The 16,334-nt window shown below is 59.6% G+C and carries 13 protein-coding genes and 1 pseudogene; 8 read left to right on the top strand and 6 right to left on the bottom strand.

The window, feature by feature from the left end:
- Positions 1 to 23: 23 nt before the first annotated feature.
- A complete protein-coding gene (locus tag OGR47_RS19955; protein WP_165050639.1) occupies positions 24 to 1,154 on the bottom strand; it encodes a CapA family protein in 1,131 nt (376 codons plus the stop codon).
- 727 nt (positions 1,155 to 1,881) lie between these two features.
- On the opposite strand from OGR47_RS19955, the gene OGR47_RS19950 reads away from it, so the two are divergent.
- From OGR47_RS19950 to tnpC, 4 genes are all read left to right on the top strand, one after another.
- Positions 1,882 to 2,718, top strand: a complete 837-nt coding sequence (locus OGR47_RS19950; protein ID WP_165050643.1) for a L,D-transpeptidase — start codon at positions 1,882 to 1,884, stop codon at positions 2,716 to 2,718.
- 329 nt (positions 2,719 to 3,047) lie between these two features.
- Entirely contained in the window at positions 3,048 to 3,656 is a 609-nt protein-coding gene (locus OGR47_RS19945; protein ID WP_165050645.1) for an extensin family protein, read from the top strand.
- 193 nt (positions 3,657 to 3,849) lie between these two features.
- A complete protein-coding gene (gene tnpB / locus OGR47_RS19940; protein ID WP_165050647.1) occupies positions 3,850 to 4,194 on the top strand; it encodes an IS66 family insertion sequence element accessory protein TnpB in 345 nt (114 codons plus the stop codon).
- A gap of 81 nt (positions 4,195 to 4,275) precedes the next feature.
- Positions 4,276 to 5,895 carry an IS66 family transposase gene (gene tnpC, locus OGR47_RS19935; protein WP_165050649.1) on the top strand — a complete coding sequence of 540 codons (1,620 nt, stop codon included), beginning with the start codon at positions 4,276 to 4,278 and terminating at the stop codon, positions 5,893 to 5,895.
- Between the two features lie 314 nt (positions 5,896 to 6,209).
- On the opposite strand, the gene OGR47_RS19930 is transcribed toward tnpC, so the two are convergent.
- The 3 genes and pseudogenes from OGR47_RS19930 to OGR47_RS19920 all read right to left on the bottom strand — a co-directional run.
- A complete protein-coding gene (locus OGR47_RS19930; RefSeq protein ID WP_165050652.1) occupies positions 6,210 to 8,576 on the bottom strand; it encodes an autotransporter outer membrane beta-barrel domain-containing protein in 2,367 nt (788 codons plus the stop codon).
- A gap of 124 nt (positions 8,577 to 8,700) precedes the next feature.
- Complete coding sequence (locus tag OGR47_RS19925; protein WP_246729636.1) at positions 8,701 to 8,859, bottom strand: hypothetical protein; 159 nt, start codon at positions 8,857 to 8,859, stop codon at positions 8,701 to 8,703.
- A gap of 192 nt (positions 8,860 to 9,051) precedes the next feature.
- Positions 9,052 to 9,150: pseudogene (locus OGR47_RS19920) on the bottom strand (transposase family protein); the annotation flags it as partial.
- A gap of 294 nt (positions 9,151 to 9,444) precedes the next feature.
- Between OGR47_RS19920 and OGR47_RS19915 the strand changes: the two are divergent.
- From OGR47_RS19915 to OGR47_RS19900, 4 genes are all read left to right on the top strand, one after another.
- Positions 9,445 to 11,103 carry a hypothetical protein gene (locus OGR47_RS19915; RefSeq protein WP_165050654.1) on the top strand — a complete coding sequence of 553 codons (1,659 nt, stop codon included), beginning with the start codon at positions 9,445 to 9,447 and terminating at the stop codon, positions 11,101 to 11,103.
- A 132-nt stretch (positions 11,104 to 11,235) separates the two neighbouring features.
- The gene (locus OGR47_RS19910) at positions 11,236 to 11,871 is read left to right on the top strand and encodes a c-type cytochrome (RefSeq protein ID WP_165050656.1); all 636 of its coding nucleotides are present in this window, start codon (positions 11,236 to 11,238) and stop codon (positions 11,869 to 11,871) included.
- A 32-nt stretch (positions 11,872 to 11,903) separates the two neighbouring features.
- Positions 11,904 to 12,518: a c-type cytochrome gene (locus OGR47_RS19905; protein ID WP_246729627.1), complete on the top strand. Its 615-nt coding sequence runs from the start codon at positions 11,904 to 11,906 to the stop codon at positions 12,516 to 12,518.
- Positions 12,519 to 12,561: 43 nt separating this feature from the next.
- Entirely contained in the window at positions 12,562 to 13,215 is a 654-nt protein-coding gene (locus tag OGR47_RS19900; protein ID WP_246729628.1) for a c-type cytochrome, read from the top strand.
- Between the two features lie 279 nt (positions 13,216 to 13,494).
- On the opposite strand, the gene OGR47_RS19895 is transcribed toward OGR47_RS19900, so the two are convergent.
- Together OGR47_RS19895 and OGR47_RS19890 are read right to left on the bottom strand one after the other, a co-directional pair.
- Complete coding sequence (locus OGR47_RS19895; RefSeq protein WP_165050658.1) at positions 13,495 to 15,081, bottom strand: B12-binding domain-containing radical SAM protein; 1,587 nt, start codon at positions 15,079 to 15,081, stop codon at positions 13,495 to 13,497.
- A 623-nt stretch (positions 15,082 to 15,704) separates the two neighbouring features.
- Entirely contained in the window at positions 15,705 to 16,331 is a 627-nt protein-coding gene (locus OGR47_RS19890) for a Crp/Fnr family transcriptional regulator (protein ID WP_246729629.1), read from the bottom strand.
- Between the last annotated feature and the right edge of the window lie 3 nt (positions 16,332 to 16,334).

Below are 16,334 nucleotides of genomic sequence, written 5' to 3'. Positions count from 1 at the left end.
TCGAAAAGCGAAATCAAATGGGATTACGTTCCGGCTGTTTGGTTGAACCACGAAAGCGTGAGCCGCCCGCCGGAGATCGACGAGACGCGCGCCCCAAGCTTACGGCTTTCACGGTCGAGCCTGTCTTGCAGCCAGTCAACGTCCGCCGCGGATGGCCGACTTAGCCTGAATCGCTTGAGCTGCAGGGGCGTCATCTCGAGCGCAAGAAGGAGGCCGCTTTCCGCCTCAATCTCAGCGAAATACATCAGCGTCAGATCGTCCCTATACTCCTCATAGCCAGGAATGCCTTCGTAATCGTTGATAAAATCGCCGCAGCCGTAAAGGACGAGGCGACTGCGATAGACCTCGATTCCTTTCGGGTGATGCGAGGAATGACAATGCAACACGGAAATCGGCGCAAGGTCGATCAAGTGGTGGGCAAAGCTTCTAACTTCATCTGAAATCTCGTCGCCCCAGTTCGGACCGCAATGAATAGAAACCACGACGAGGTCGCCGGGTCGGACGATCCGCGAAATCTCATCGGCAAGTGGCGCGACATTACGCCTGGACAAATTAGGCAACAGCGCAATGCCGTCGCCATCAGACGCCGGCGCCCAACTCATCGGCGCGCCGCTGGAAACGCAGGCGCAGGAAAAGACGAGGACGCGTCCCTTGCCGGGAATTTCAAAAGCAGCTGGCGCCCAGGCCTCCGCCAGAGAGCGGCCGGCCCCAACCGCCTTTATTTTCAGGCGTTTGAGCGCGTCGAGCGTGTCCAAGAGGCCCACAGGGCCCCAATCGAGGACATGGTTGTTGGCGAGTGCACAGCAATCTACGCCGGCGGAACTCAGGCAGGCGGCGTTCTCCGGGCTCATCCGGTAATTTATGCCCTTGGGAAAATAGCTTTCGCTTCGGGTGATGCTTGTTTCAAGGTTGATGATACGCAAATCGGGGTCGGCGCGCTCGAATTCGAAAAGCGCATCGCCCCAGATATGGGAAAGCGGCGCCGATCTCGGGATGGCGCCGTGCGCGTCTTCGGCGAGTCGCACATATCCCTCCGCCGAAGCCATGCATTCCTCATATATGCGCGGGTTGCAGGGATGCGGCAAAATCTGGTCGACGCCACGGCCCGCCATCACATCCCCGCAAAGGAACAGCTTGATCGTCGGGGCGTGCATTGATCCCGGTCCTGAGTGTTTGCGGCAGGCGGCAAGGGCGTGCTTGCGTGAGCTTGGTCGCCGGGCGCCATCGGCGACAATAGTTAGGATGTCCCTTGCCGACGAATGAGCAACAACCGATCGAGAGGCAGACTACGCAGGATTGCTGTAACGAGTTCCTGAAACTCTTCATCAGCCTTCCATCTCGGCAGCACTATTCGATCCAGGCGTCGTGCAAGTTGGGGGGCACCAGCGATCGCGTCGCTGGCGTCAGTCACGCCGAAACAGACGAGCGACGGTGGATGTCATATTAATACGGCATTTGACGCTTCTTAGTTGACACCCGCCAATCCCGGGCGCTCAATCCCATGGATTTCCATACGGTAGATTCGCGGTCGGTGCGGCGTTAGGCGCGCTGCTCGCTGGCGCGGGCTCCAGTTTCTCCGGAGCCCCTGTTGGCGCACTGTGCGGCGCAATCGCCGGCGCGATCATCGGAAAGCTGAGCGAATGGTAAAGCTCTGTGGCGCGCAGGCGCTTTATCGACGGGACTTCGACCGATTTAGAGAGCGCCGACAGCCAGCCGACGCCGGCAGGCGCTCGGGACTCGACCCGCGCACGCCAGTTGTTCGGTGACCTTATACAGGGCATCCCAATACGTGGCGTGGGTTCATGCCCCGCTAGCCTGTATCCAAGCGCCCGGTTTCTCCGTAAATTGGAAAAGCCGCTCCTCTTGCGAAGACGGTCAAACATGAATTCTCGCACTCAAAGCAAGCTGCTGGTTGTGGCCATCGTTGCAGTTGGGCTCACTGGATGCGGCACCACCCAGAGCTCCATCCAGAACGTCGTGGCTTTTGCCGCGCCCCCCGAGCCCGCGCCAGCCGCGCCAGCCATGCCGCCGGACCCGGTCATCGAGCGCGCGCCAGTCGAGACGCTCCCCCTCGAGCCCCCGTCTCGGAGCGCTTCGGCCGGCTCGGACTCGGTCGCGCCAAAATACAGCGCAATCTATGGCGAGATGCGCGACGGCGAACATGTCGTCCCAGCGGTGAAGCTCACCGAGATCAGCCCGCAATTCCTGCGCAAAAACGTGGCTTATTCCACAAAAGAACCGCCGGGCGCCGTGGTCGTCGATCCAGCGAACCACTTTCTCTATTTTGTCGAGGACAATGGGCGGGCGACCCGCTACGGCGTGGGCGTCGGTCGCGAGGGCTTCGTCTGGGCGGGCGAGGCCAGCATCAAGAACAAGCAGGAATGGCCAGATTGGTATCCGCCCAAGGAAATGATCGAGCGGCGGTCGGACCTCAAGGCCAAGATGGTGAAGCTGCAGAGCGGCGAGGGCATGCATGGCGGTCCCTCAAACCCGCTCGGCGCCCGGGCGATGTATCTCTGGCAGGGCGACAAGGACACGCTATTCCGCATCCACGGCACCAACGAGCCCTGGACGATCGGCCATAGCGAATCCTCGGGCTGTATTCGCATGATCAACCAGGATGCAATCGACCTTTACAATAAGATTGAGCCCGGCGCGCGGGTCTTGGTGCTTGGGTCGCGCGGCGCGCAGCCGGTGGAAAAGCTGTCGCAGAGGTGAGGGGGTGATGGGCGAGGGCTGGTGAGCGATTTTGCATTGGCCAGAGCTTTACGGAACCCACCCCGCTTCGCGTCAATTGACTCATTGAGCCGCTAGAGAAAGCGATTTTCCGGACAATGCGCTCCCGCTAGCCATTTTGGCCCTCTGGAGCCTCGGCGAGGCCGGGACGCCGGCGGGATGTAGAGAGCAAGGAGAGCGCACTGATGCCCGCGCCCCGGCGCCGATGTGCTAAAAGGGTCCGCTCGGCGATCGGCTTGCTTTTGGTTTTGGGCGCAAGCGAGACCCATTCGCAGCCTCTGCCGCCCCCGAGACCGCCGGAGATTGGGCCAGTGAAGCCGTCCCGCCCTGGCGAAGGCGCCGAAGTCGACCAGCCCGACGTCGGGGCATGCTTGGCTCGGCTGGCCGAGCTGGGCGTCGAATTCCGGACCGAGGCGGGACCTATCAACGGCGAGGCTTGCGCCGTCGCCATGCCGATCCGGCTCGGAGGTCTGGTCGTCCGCCATGGCGCCGGAGTCTCAATCCAGTTCCCCGCGCGGCCTCTGATCGATTGTCGCTTGGCAGAACCCTTGGCGCTGTGGGTCGGCAGAGTGATCGCCCCCGTCCTTGCCGGAACCTTCTCCTCGGCTTTGAAGGCGGTCACAACCGGGCCGGGCTTCGAATGCCGCAACCGCAACCACGAACCCGGCGGCAAGATCAGCACGCATGCGACCGGGTTCGCGCTCGACATCTCGGGCTTCGAGTTGGCGAACGGGCGAGTGCTGTCATTCGGGTCGAACGGCGATCCGGAGGCGCAGACGGCTCTCCAGACCGTGCGTACCGCCGCTTGCGGCTGGTTTACGACGGTGCTCGGCCCCGGTTCGGACGCGGCCCATGAAGATCATCTCCACGTCGACATCCAGCGGCATGGAACCGATCAGAATTACCGGATTTGCCAATAGCTGCGCGCCATTTACCCGCATAGTCAAGCCCCGGAGGCTGCGGTTGCAACGGACGCGCACGCACGGATCGGCGCCATCCACGAAGCGTGCCGAGTGGCCTTGAGCAGATCGAGATTGGCGGGGCGGTTGTGCGGGTGAGCGCGGACATTTCGCAAGCCGACCTTCGCCGTCTGCTGCGCGCGGTGCGCGAAGCATGATCCCGCCGGGCGCACGGGTGCTGTTGCGGGCGGCGGCCGTGGATTTCCGTAAAGGTCCAGAAGGATTGGTTTCACTGGTTCGGGATGCCGGGGCCGATCCGTTCGATGGCTCCCTCTATGTTTTCCGAGCGAAAAGAGCCGACCGGATCAAGATCGTGTGGTGGGACGGTTCAGGCCTTTGTCTTTTCGCCAAGCGCCTCGAGCACTCGCATTTCTGCTGGCCGACAGCGGGGAGCCACGAGGTTCGTCTGAACTACGCGCAAGTCATGGCGCTGGTCGAAGGACTCGATTGGCGACGGGTTCGGGCTGTGGACGTACGAGCGCCACTGAGCGCAGGCTAATCTTAGAAAAGACGTGCCGGAAGTGTTGAAAAACCCAGAAAATGCGGGACTTTCAGTGACGAAAGCGGTACCTTACGCGACATGATCGAGCGCTTCGGCGAGCTTCCTGACGACGTTGACGAACTGAAGGCGCTGGCACGCGATGCCTTGGCGCGCGTCGATCGTTCAGAGACCGACGCGCAGGCATTCCGTTCGCAAACATTGAGCCTGACGGCGAAGGTCGAGGATCTCACGCAAACGAATGCGGCGGCGAAAGCCGAGATCGATCGGCTGACTTCGATCATCAAGACGCTTCATCGCGACCGCTTCGGGAAGCGCTCCGAAAAGCTCGGCGCCGACGACGCCGAGCAACAAAGCTTCGTGTTCGAGGAAGTCGAAACCGGACTCGCGGCAATCGACGCGCGGTTGGCCGCGAAGGCGGACTCCAAGCCGCGCAAGACGCCTCGCGACAAGCCACGGTTTCCCTCGCATCTGGAGCGGGTCGAGGAAGTCATGGAGCCTGAGATTCCCGAGGAGCTCCAAGGCAAGGAGCGAGTCGAGATCGGGCGGGAGGAGAGCGTCAGGCTCGATGTCGTGCGCGCGCGTTTCCGGCTGATCGTGACGATCCGGCCGAAATACGCCTACAAGAACCCCGCCGTAATCCTGCAAGCGCCTGCGCCCGAGCACATCGTGGAAGCCGGCTTGCCGACGGAAGCGCTGCTCGCGCAAGTCGCGGTGTCGAAATACGCCGATGGGCTGCCGCTCTACCGCCAGGAGGCCATCTACCTTCGCGACGGCGTTGAGCTGGGACGCTCGCTGATGGCGCAATGGATGGGCGCGGTGGGTTTCCACTTCGAGCCGCTGGCGGCGCATGTGCTCGCGCGCATCCGCGAGGGCGAACGGATCTTCGCCGACGAAACGACGCTGCCCACGTTGAGCCCTGGCGCCGGGAAGACCAAGACGTCATGGTTGTGGGCCTATGCGCGGGATGATCGGCCGTTCGGGGACGTGGGACCGCCGATGGTCGCCTACCGGTTCGAGGAGAGTCGATCCGGCGATTGCGCGGCGCGCCACCTGGGCGATTATCGCGGCATTCTACAATGCGACGGCTATGCAGGGTATCGCAAGCTCGCGGGCGCTCCTCATTACAACAGCCTGCGTCTGGCCGGATGTTGGGCCCATCTGCGCCGCCGGTTCTTCGACCTTCATGTCAACGGCGAGTCGGTTATCGCGACGGCGACGGTCGAACAAATGAAGCAATTGTGGGCCGTCGAGGAGGAAGTGCGCGGTCAGCCGCAACAGGCGCGCCTGGCGGCGCGAAGGGCGACATCAGTCGACATCGTGCAAGCATTGTTCGACCTCTGGGAGCGCGAGCTGCCGCGCATCTCAGGCAAATCGAAATTGGCTGAGGCGATCCGCTATGCTCGTTCGCATCGAGCGGTCCCCGGCCTCTTCCTCGACGATGGCCGCGTGGAAATCGACTCCAATATTGTCGAGCGGGCGATCAGGCCCCAGGCCATTACGCGCAAGAACTCACTATTCGCCGGGTCCGCTGGCGGCGGACGGACGTGGGCTTCCATCGCCACCATGCTTCAGACTTGCAAAATGAACGGCGTAGATCCCTACGCCTGGGCCCAGCAGACCCTCGAACGAATCGCCGACCGATGGCCCAACAAGAACATCGAGGCGCTCATGCCCTGGAATTTCAAGCCCACCGAGTGAACGGTGCCGGGTGTACGCTTACTTTCACACCGCCTCCGAGTGATGATCTCTTGAAATGTATGGCTTAGCAGAAGAAGATTTGGAGGAGGATGTTATGCTGTATTTACTAAAGTTTATAGGCTCTCCTATTCCCTCAGAAGGACGTCGCAACGTCGCCTTTGCTTACGCCCCCCTCGAACGCGTCGTTGCTCATTAGTGGCCGGCGTCAAGCGAGAATGACGAGCTCTACTACGATGGCCCCGACGTCGTCCTGGAGCTACGCCATCTCTCGGAGGCAACTAATGGGTGCGCTATGTGCACACAGGATATTAGCTTCAGATGATGGCATGAGTATTCGCTTCGCCGACAGGCTTGAACGCGATGTTCACACTACGCTGCCGCTCAAAGCTATACCAGACGTAGCGAACTCCACCCTTGCCTCCATAACTCTGCGATGCGGATGAGAATTCACCCTGGAAATCGGCAAAGACTGACAACTGCCTGGATAAGCTGAGCTCGGCGCCGATCTTGGTTTGCACCAAATTGTAAGTCGATCGCGGACCGGCGACCGCGAAACCTTGATCAGGAAGAGACATCAATGTGTTCGTCAGCTGACGCCGCGGGGAGAATTCGTGAACATAGGCCAAGCTTCCGACAGGCGTCAGACGCCATCCGTTCGCGAAATCAATTCCATTCGTGAGGCGAAGTCCAATAAATGTCGGTACCGAAATTGAAGACTGCCCATTGTTTGTGAGCGCAAGCGATGACTGATACCACAGGCTGCTACTTTCAGTGAATGCGTTTGAGGAGTAAGCCGCGATTTCCGCCGCTATGAATGGCGTGGCCTTGAAGCCCCCGATTCCAAACGTTCGGCCGCCTTCCAGGCGGGTTCGGAATTCTGTAGAACCGAATCTCGCATTCAACTGTTCATACGGCAGAAATCCATATCCGCCCGCGGTGCGATTCGTCTGATTCGAGTAGGTGCTGAAAGTCTCGTTTAGCGCTAAATAGTTCGTTCCAAGCGTATATGCGCCATAGAGACTCGCATGAAAGCCCGTCAGGCTGCCAGATGTTGCAAGAGAACCAGCGCTGAAATTGGCGTTTGAGCCGCCTACCGCGACGCCAAGCAGCATGTTTGGCTGCAATTGGTAGTCAACACCGATCAGCCCTCCGTAATAGCCGGCAGTCGCAGACGGCGCGCCGCGGCCTATATCAGCTGCGAAGGTCGCACCGCCGCCAAACATTGACCCCCAAGCTCGGAATGTGCGGGTAAGCGTCGCAGGCGGTAGAGTTCCGGCAGAAGCTGCAGCCCTCTTTGCGCTGCTGGCTTTCACACCCGCCTCAATCGGGGCGTAAGCTAGAAAGCTGTGCGCCCCGGTCCCGTGAACATCATCATGAAGTGTCAAACCTGTCGGATCGTTCGCTTCTCCTGATCGCCAGAAAGCGATCTGGTCGGCAACGGCTGAACTAGCCATCTGTCCCACTTCTATCGCGGTGGTCTGCGCACCAGCCAACCCCGCTCCTCCAGCGGTGTCCATTACCGACTGTGCTGTCTGATAGTTGCCGTAGAAAAGCGCGTTCAGAATGTTCGCGCCTGCTTCCGAGACCGGTCCCAGTGCGCCGAGTGTGAGGGCATTGCCTATATTGCGTTGATTAATGTTCCTGGCCGCGATGCTGAACGGAGTTAAATTGTAATCGAGGTAGACGTTATTGCCATCGTAAGACAAGCGAGGCGTGAGGAATGACAACGGTAATTCGGTCGACACGATACCGAATTTACCTGTCACCCCACCATCCGCGGTCAGAATTGTCATCCTGCGGGATAGAAGATGGGCCGCGGCGCCGTGTTCGACCGAGGCGACGACTTCTCCGCCGAGATCTGCCGTCCCGGAAATATCCAGCAAATCATTCGCGGTTCGTGATATATCTACCTGGAGGGTTGCAGGGTCCTTGTTGAAGGCTGTATTGCCTTTGACGAACAGCTCTCCTGTTCCATCGATGGGCCCGCTGTCGATCCGGCCAGCATAGTTGACGAAAACGTCGCCAACGATTGTTCCCGTTCCGCTGATGAGGCCGCCATAGGCGAGCAGACGCGGCGTTGTCAGCGTTCCGTTGATCGTCAATAATCCATTTGTCATCGTCGAATTAATGAGAGAAGTCAGTCCGAATGATTTCGAAATTAATAAGCTCGCGGAGGCGTTAGCAATCGACAGCCGGTCGATAGTAGCATTCACGTCCAGTGTCACCCTACCGGCTTGGCTAAGCGTCACGTCGTAGTAACGTAGGGCTGAATTGTCGGGCACAGCGGAAGCGATGCCGTCGATACTATCCTTCCAGGCGCCCGCGTTGCTCCAGTTAAAATTACCGGCGATATTCGTCTCGTAACGCAGTGGGTCATTTTGTCTGATCCAATTGAGGAAGAGGTTCACTGGGGTCCACCGGTTAATGCCTCCGTAGGTATCGGAAAAATCTATTATACCGCCTTTTAAGACTCCGATTTGCACCAGGCCGGAGCTGGTGGAAATCCAAAGCGGGCCACCGCTATCTCCTCCGTTCACGCTGCCTTCATTGAGCGAAACTGATGCAGTAAGCTTAAAATAATTTGGATTCAGAGGACTATTTGGATTGCGAAATTGCGCAAGGTGGCGGCGGAGGCCGGCGCTTGAGAGTGGAAGCCCCTTTTCTGGCCACTCGATGAACAATTCGGGTGAAGATGCCTTGGTGGAGGTGCAACAAGACGCCATAAGCAAAATAGGGCCGGCACTAGATGAGATTGCAGCCAGGTCTCCAGACCGCAAGACGATCAATACTTTTGAGATGCTCCATTCATCCACGAGCCTCTGCAGGCCTTGTGCCCTCGCGCCACGCCCAATCTTCCACGCCCACGACGCGCGCCGTCTCCTCCGAGCCGCGCGCCTTCACTCGTCGTTTGAGACAGCGCAGTATCGTGTCGTCGCTGGTCGGCATGCCAATTCGCTTGATCAAGCACTCTCCCGGACGCCCGCCGACGCCATGGCCCAGAAGATAAATGATTTCGGTAGGCCGTTCGGTGCGGCGCGCTCGAGGCACCGCGACCTCGGACAGTTGCGCGGTGAACGTCTTACGCTCGCAGGCTTCGTTTCGACACAGCCAGCACTGGAGGCAAAGCTTCACAGCGACAGGGGCGCCTTGCGCGGGTAGATCTTGTAGATGGCGCTCGTGCCAGCCGTGTCGGCGTGTTGATCGCCTTCCACAGTCTGGACAGACACCAGACCCGACGGCCGCCGCCGAAATCACCCATTGGCTGCCGAGTCGCTTGGCATCCAAAATACGTATGCCCTGCCCGAGGGACCAAATCGATTCTCATTCCACGAGGCCAAGCTATGGCCTCTCCCTCAGTCGATGAAGGGCGCAATAGACAGTGAGGAAGAACTGCTTAAAGCCAGGCTATAGTCTGGCAGATGATGATAAAAAATCCTCTAGCCTCGGCTTGCCGAGACCGCTTAAACATAACTGAGATTCTCGACACGCTGGCGCAAGCCATGCCAGCCAGAGTTAAGATTGGCACTGCTCAGGCGTTAGGAGTGTGCTATGCAAATAGGCGTACGCGGGACAGGTGGGCCGCGTCGAGACGCGACTCGCGAACCTGAAAGCCGGCACATCAGCGAAAAAAAAAGGGCGCTCGACGCGCAAGGTTTGCTGATCTTCGGCGCCGTCGGCTTTATGACCTTGGTGACGCTCAGCGTCGCCGGATTTTCCAGGCCGGCGAGCGCGGTGCCCAGCTTCGCGCGGCAGACCGGCCAGCCCTGCGCCACTTGTCATACGGCCTTTCCGGAGTTGACGTCCTACGGGCGCCGTTTCAAGCTTAACGGCTACACGATCACAGGTGGCATGGAGCCAACCGAAGCGCCGCCGATCGCCGCCATGCTGCTGCCGACCTTCACGAAGACCAAAGTCCGACAGGATTCATCACCGACCAATCCCGACGGTTATCCGATCGCGCACGTCAACGATAATTTTATTCTTCAGCAGGTGAGCCTGTTTTACGGCGGCAAAATCTACGACAACCTCGGCGCGTTGATTCAAGGCACTTATGACAAGGCGTCGCAGCACACCTATCTCGACAATACGGACATTCGCTACACGAACATGGCGAACATCGGCCCGGTGAACGCTCTCTTTGGTTTGAATGTCAACAACAATCCGACGGTCCAGGACGTGTGGAACACAACGCCGGCCTGGGGTTTTCCTTATGCCGCCTCGACCATCGCGCCCGCTTTCTCATCTCCGCTCACCCAGATCGAAAGCGGCTGGGGCGGCCGCACGGTCGGAACGGGCGCCTATGTCTTTCTCAATGACATGCTTTATCTTGAGGCTGCGGCCTATCACAATTTATCCAAGGGCGAACTCAACGCGCTCGGGCAAACCTGCGCCAATAACTCGGACTATGTGCAAAATGTGCAGGCTTGGGCAGTGATCAACTATCCACCAAATTATCCTTTCAGCTCCGCCTGCGCCTCCAACTCACTCTATGGCGCGTCGCCTTATTGGCGCGCCGCTTTGGAGAAGAACTGGGGCGAGCATTCGCTGGAGATTGGCGCTTTCGGATTTTATCCGCAAGTTCTGCCGGGCCGGATCATGGGTTATGGCGTCGACCAGTATCGCGACATCGGCTTCGACGTGCAGTATCAGTGGATCAACGACGAACACGCGGTGACCCTGAAGGCTACTCGCATCAGCGAGATGCAAAATCTGCAGGCGACCTATGCGCAAGGGATCGCCACGCAGGCGATCAACGCCACGGGAATCCTCAACGCCTTCGGCGTGCCGCCCATCGCCGGCAACGCCTCGTCCAATCCGATCAATTATCTGACGAGCTTCAAGGCGACGGCGGGCTATGTATGGGATCGACGAGTCAGCGGCACAGTCGGCTATTTCCACGTCACTGGCTCGCCGGACTACACGCTCTACGGCAACGCTCTCATCAGCCCCGGCCCCTCGGCTGTCGGACTTCCGAACGGCAGCGGCTTGATCTTCGACGCAGCCTACATGCCCTTCAGCAAGGGCGGACCTCGGTTTTGGCCTTGGGCGAACGCCAAGATCGGACTCTCCTACACGCATTACCTGTCGCTCTACGGCGGCACGACGAACTTTGATGGCCAGGGAACCTACTTCAATGGCAGCAGCTGGCGGACGCATACGGCGACGGATAACAATACGCTTTTCCTTTACTCATGGATCGCGTTCTGAGCAGGATTGCGGAATGGCGTAAGCTATTTTCCACGCGAAAGGCGTCGTTCACCGAGGAGGCGAGGCGGGGATTCTTTGGCGAGCAGCCGAATCCTTGGTGAGCGGAATAGACGATCATCGGGCGGAGGGGGCATGAAGGCCACAAGTTTGGGATTGGCGTTGCTGGTCGCCGCCGTCGAGTTTGTCTCTGTCACCGCGACCCGTGCACAGGAGCGCGGCGGGCGCCAGAGCCTCGAAGCGAAGCTTGAATATTGCAAGACCTGCCACGGCCTCTCCGGCGAAGGCTATCGGGGCTATTATCCGATGCCGCGTCTCGCCGGACAGCAGCCCAAATACTTCGAAGCGCAGCTACGCGCCTTCATCGAACACAGGCGCGTCAATCCGGTGATGTTCAATGTGGCGCATGAGCTGACGCCGGCGACCGTCTCCGCGCTCGCGACGCATTTCCACAACCTCAACCCGCCGCCGCTCGGCGGCGCCCCGAAGGAGAACATCGCCCTCGGGCGCACGATCTTCGAGCAAGGCCTGCCCGAGTCAAACATCGCCGCCTGCTCCGCTTGCCATGGGCCAGACGCCAGGGGTCATGAGGAGATTCCGCGTCTCGCCGGACAGCTCTATCCCTATACGGTGAGATCGCTCACCTTATGGGGCCGCGAGCGCGGGCAGGGCGCGAAGACCGACACCGCCGCAATCATGGTCGTGACGACCCACAATCTCAGCGCCGCACAAATCTCAGCGATCGCGGCCTATCTCGCATATCTGAAGTGAGCGCCTTTTCGCGCGAAGGAGCGGCAATTCGCATGGATGCGCGCATCGCAAGCGGCTGGATAAAACGCACGAGCGTAACACTCGCGATCGCAGCTTTCGCCGCACCGCCGACACAGTCGCAGGAAGATCTGCCGATCCGAAATTGCACGTGGTGCCATGGTTCTTCGGCGCAAGGTCTGGACGGCGCGCCGCGTCTCGCCGGGCAGCGCGCGCAATATATCGAACGACAGCTCGAAAGCTTCCGCGACCACAGCCGGGACAATCCCGCTTCCAAGCAATATATGTGGGGAGCGACTGCGCGGCTGAGCTCGGCAATGGCGCAGGGCTTCGCCCACTATTTCGCCTCCCTGCCGGCAGAGCCTGCGGATGACGGCGACTCTTCGCTGGTTGCCGCGGGCAAGCGCATGTACGAAGAGGGCGTTCCCGACGCAAACATCGTCTCCTGCATCGTCTGCCATGGTCCGAAAGGCGAGGGCTTCGAGGGGATTCCCCGCCTGGGCGGGCTGTCCTACGCCTATACCAAGAACCGGCTCGAACAATGGAGAGAAGGCTACCACGCCTCTGCGCGGCCAATGCCGCTGGTCGCGCGCGCCATGACCGCAAAGGAGATTGCGGCGCTCGCGTCCTACCTCAGTTTCCTCAAATAGTCCGAGGGCGCCGCCGCCCGCCATCAGCTTCGGGAGCCCGATCGTGAACAATCCTCGCCTCGCTCTTTTGCTCGGTCCCGCGCTGCTGGCCGTGGCGTCGACGACGAGCCTCGCCGAGGAGCGCTCGCCGGAGCCGCTTTCAAAGCCACAGCTGGACGCGAAGATCGCATATTGCAAGACTTGCCACGGCCTCGATGGGCAAGGCTTTCGCGGCGCCTACGCCATGCCGCGCCTCGCCGGGCAGCAGACCGAGTATCTGGAAGATCAGCTGCACGCCTTTATGGAGCGCCGACGTCTGCATCCACTAATGCAAAACGTGGCGCGCGCGCTCAACCCCGCCACTCTCTCGGCGATCGCCGCGCATTTCAAGGAGCTCAATCCCAAGCCGCTCGTCGGCCCCGCCGCTTCTAAGGGGCTGATAGCCGCGGGCAAGAAGCTTTACGACGAGGGCGTCCCTGATAAGCAAATCCCCGCCTGCGCCTCTTGTCACGGCTCCGAGGCCAAGGGCGACGGCGCGACGCCGAGGCTGGCGGGACAGCTTCGCGAATACACGGTCCAGACGCTCGCGAATTGGAACAAGGAGCGGGGGCAAGACCCCGCGAAGCCCGATGCTTCCACGATCATGCTGCCGATCGCGCAGGGGCTTTCGCACGAGGAGGCTGTGGCCGTCGCCGCCTACCTAGGCTCGTTGGATTGAGGAATGGCTTCAGTGGCGAAGGAGCATGGATACTCGTTCCCCATGCGTATCGCATGGTCGGCCCAGGCCGCGCGCGTCAGAGTGAGTGAGGACGCAGTCATTGCGCGAGCGCCAGCCAATGAATAGCGGGAGCCGAACGCTCGATGCAGGACGCGCGGTTCTGCCTTGCCCTCCAATAACAAGCCCGCCGTGCCGCCCAGAGGAGCACGACCCGTGCGCTTCCCGGGGTGAACGGCAAGCATATCGGGCCGCAATTGCCGGGCCATTCTTTCAAGCCGTCTAATTCACATTCTCGACGTGTTCACCCCGATCGATCGACGCAATCTGATGTTCAAGGTCGCAAATAACGTGCTTGGCAAAGGGGCCAACATGCAGATAAAAACTGGTCATCATCACCACACACTCCAAAGCCGTCGGATTGTTGAAGGCGCAGGAAAAAAATAAACGCCAGAAGCGGCGACTTCCTGGGGGCCTGTTGATGATCAACCAAAGACTCAAACGCGCAAAGAACGTAATATCTTTGGCGAGAGCGCGGAGATTGGGTAGCCCGAGGTCCGGGTTTCGAAGCGCTGCACTGACCCTGGTCAGGCGATCAAAGAAGGCTTCGGGACTATAGATGGCTTCCAATACCTTCTTATAGTCCTCCAGAATATCGCTCCGGGGCCGCAATGGGATGAAATTAAGTCCGGCTGTGCACTGGTCGCCCCGCTCAGGAACCGGATCGTTATAATCGGCCAACAGCCGCCCCTCTCGTTCAAGTCGGCGCGACATCTGAGTGTTCGCGAGGGCCGTCAGGAGCCCCACCATACAGATTGGGATGCTCGTCGACTTGATACAATCGATCATGCCCCCGGAAACACCTTCTCTTTCCGAGTCAAACCCTATAATGAAACCGGCCAGGACGAAAATCCCAGCCCCATAGATTTTGGAGACGCTCTCCTCCAGGCTCCGTCGCGTGTTTTGTTTCTTCTGCATGGCAATAAGCGTAGCAACGTCTGAACTTTCGATCCCGATAAAGACGACGAAGAAATTTGCCTCGCGCATCATTTTCAACAGCTGGGCATCATCTGCGAGATTGATTGACGCTTCAGTCGAAAATTTGAATGGGTAACGTCTCTTTTGTTGCCACTCTGCCAGAATGGGCAGAAACTGTTTTAACGCTTTCTTATTACCGATTAGATTGTCATCGACAAAGTCGACATGACCGCGCCAACCAAGCGTGTAGAGGTGGTCGAGTTCAGCGATCATCTGCGTACTTGTTTTTGTCCGCGGCGCCTGGCCAAAGAGTTCGATAATGTCGCAAAATTCGCAGTTAAATGGACACCCTCGGGAAAACTGTACGCCGACGTAGAGATAGTTACTGAAATCGATCAGATCATAGCGCGGCAATGGGCTTTTGGTGACGTCGACTTGAAATTTTTCAGCCGTGAATACGCCGCTCTGACTGCCGTTCGTCCATGCGGAAACAAATTCGCTGATAATTGTCTCAGCCTCGCCAAGAACCAGAAAGTCTGCCGAGTGATAAACAGATGGGCTCGATGTCGCATCAGGTCCGCCAACGCAAACCAGCTTGCCGAGGTTCTTGCAGCGTTCAACAATTGTCAAAGTGTCGAGCTGTTGCGGTACCATACCGCCGGTCATCACCAGGTCCGCCCAACGAATATCCTCGTCATCAAGAGACCGGGCATTCCGGTCAATAAGTCGAAGTTCCCACACCTGAGGAAGAAGTGCGGCAACAGTCAGCAAACCGAGTGGCGGCGCAGGACAGCGGGCTCCAGCCATCTGGCAAGCGAGGCCAAGGTTCCAGAAAGAGTTCTGGGTAAACAGAGGAAAAACCAAAAGGACCTTCGTTGGCATCGGCGACATATGTGCTCCTTGAACGAAAGGTCTGGTAAAGTTGGATCACATCAGCGAGCGGACCCGGTCAAGCTGAAGGAAAAAAAGCGCCTTTCGTCGAGGTCGGCGCGGTCACGCCTTGAGCTCTCGCGAGGAAAGCTGCATTCGCCCGAATCTTAGCATTCGTCGTCATGCTGTTCACGATGTTTTTCACTTCGGCGCTCGCGATTTTGCGTCTGACAATAGAAAATTGATGCCAACTTTGGAGTTCGGCGGCATCGCGCCCAGGGGCGTAAGGACGGGCGCGTTCAAATCAGCTGGCAAACGCGAACGACGGAAAATGGCGCGCAGCTTCTGGAGCTGAAATGGGCGGAGCGCGACGGCGGCGTCGCGCCTGACTACGCCGAAGCAAACGCCGCCCATTCGATCATCGAGCAGGCTGTGGCGGGCGGCAGCGCTCGCACGAGCTGTGACGCTGGCGAGTTCCAATGCTCAATCGCCTTACCGCTGATCGAGGGGGGTGCCAGCTGCAGTAAAGTTCAGTTCCCGTTGCATAGCGCAAAGAAAGCTCGTCACGCGACGCGACGCCTCGCAGATGCGCTGGCTATTAGCTAGGAAAAAGGATCGGCGAGGCTCCTACGCCGATGGCGCCGCTACTGCGCCGCTGCCACGGATTCGGCGAGCTTGGCGAGATCGAGCAGCACGATCGAGCCGCGCCGACGCTCCAGCAACCCCGCTCGCTCGAGGCTGTTCAGCTCGCGCGTCACCGCCTCGCGGTGGGTGCTGACGCGCGCCGCAAGCTCGGCGTGAGTCGGGGGCGGCGAGATGACCCCGCGCGTCTCGCCTGAGGCTTCCTTGCGCGCAAGCCGCAGCAACTCGGCGTGGATACGTTCGCGCACGCTAAGATTGGTAAATTCGTTGACTCGCCCCGCGAGACGCCGCACTTCTCCGGCCAACGCGGCCAGAATCTGGTCGCAAACATCGGGGTGGTGGTGAATGACCTCGCGAAGCGTTGCCGGATTCATTCGCGCAATGACGGCGTCCGTGACAGCATGGACCGCCGCCGAGCGCGGCTTTCCGTCTAAGGCCGCGAGTTCGCCGAAATATTCCCCCGCCCGAATAACGCGCAAGATCAGCTCCTTCCCCGAGGCGCTCTGGATCGACACGCGTACGTCGCCGTAGGCGACGAAATAAACGTCGGCGCTGTCGTCCTTATGGTCGAGAAGGCATTCCTTTTCCCTGGCGCGCCGCCACACGCACCGGGTGTCAAGCCGAGCCACGTC

Source organism: Methylocystis sp. MJC1 (genome assembly GCF_026427715.1).
Taxonomy (GTDB): domain Bacteria; phylum Pseudomonadota; class Alphaproteobacteria; order Rhizobiales; family Beijerinckiaceae; genus Methylocystis.
This window is presented reverse-complemented; position numbering and strand designations above follow the sequence as displayed.

What these genes read in the sequence shown, in the direction of transcription:
- tnpC (WP_165050649.1), top strand. Translation starts at nt 4,276, where the DNA reads ATGATCGAGCGCTTCGGCGAGCTTCCTGACGACGTTGACGAACTGAAG.
- OGR47_RS19910 (WP_165050656.1), top strand. Translation starts at nt 11,236, where the DNA reads ATGAAGGCCACAAGTTTGGGATTGGCGTTGCTGGTCGCCGCCGTCGAG.
- tnpB (WP_165050647.1), top strand. Translation starts at nt 3,850, where the DNA reads ATGATCCCGCCGGGCGCACGGGTGCTGTTGCGGGCGGCGGCCGTGGAT.
- OGR47_RS19895 (WP_165050658.1), bottom strand. Translation starts at nt 15,081, where the DNA reads ATGTCGCCGATGCCAACGAAGGTCCTTTTGGTTTTTCCTCTGTTTACC.
- OGR47_RS19915 (WP_165050654.1), top strand. Translation starts at nt 9,445, where the DNA reads ATGCAAATAGGCGTACGCGGGACAGGTGGGCCGCGTCGAGACGCGACT.
- OGR47_RS19950 (WP_165050643.1), top strand. Translation starts at nt 1,882, where the DNA reads ATGAATTCTCGCACTCAAAGCAAGCTGCTGGTTGTGGCCATCGTTGCA.
- OGR47_RS19905 (WP_246729627.1), top strand. Translation starts at nt 11,904, where the DNA reads ATGGATGCGCGCATCGCAAGCGGCTGGATAAAACGCACGAGCGTAACA.
- OGR47_RS19955 (WP_165050639.1), bottom strand. Translation starts at nt 1,154, where the DNA reads ATGCACGCCCCGACGATCAAGCTGTTCCTTTGCGGGGATGTGATGGCG.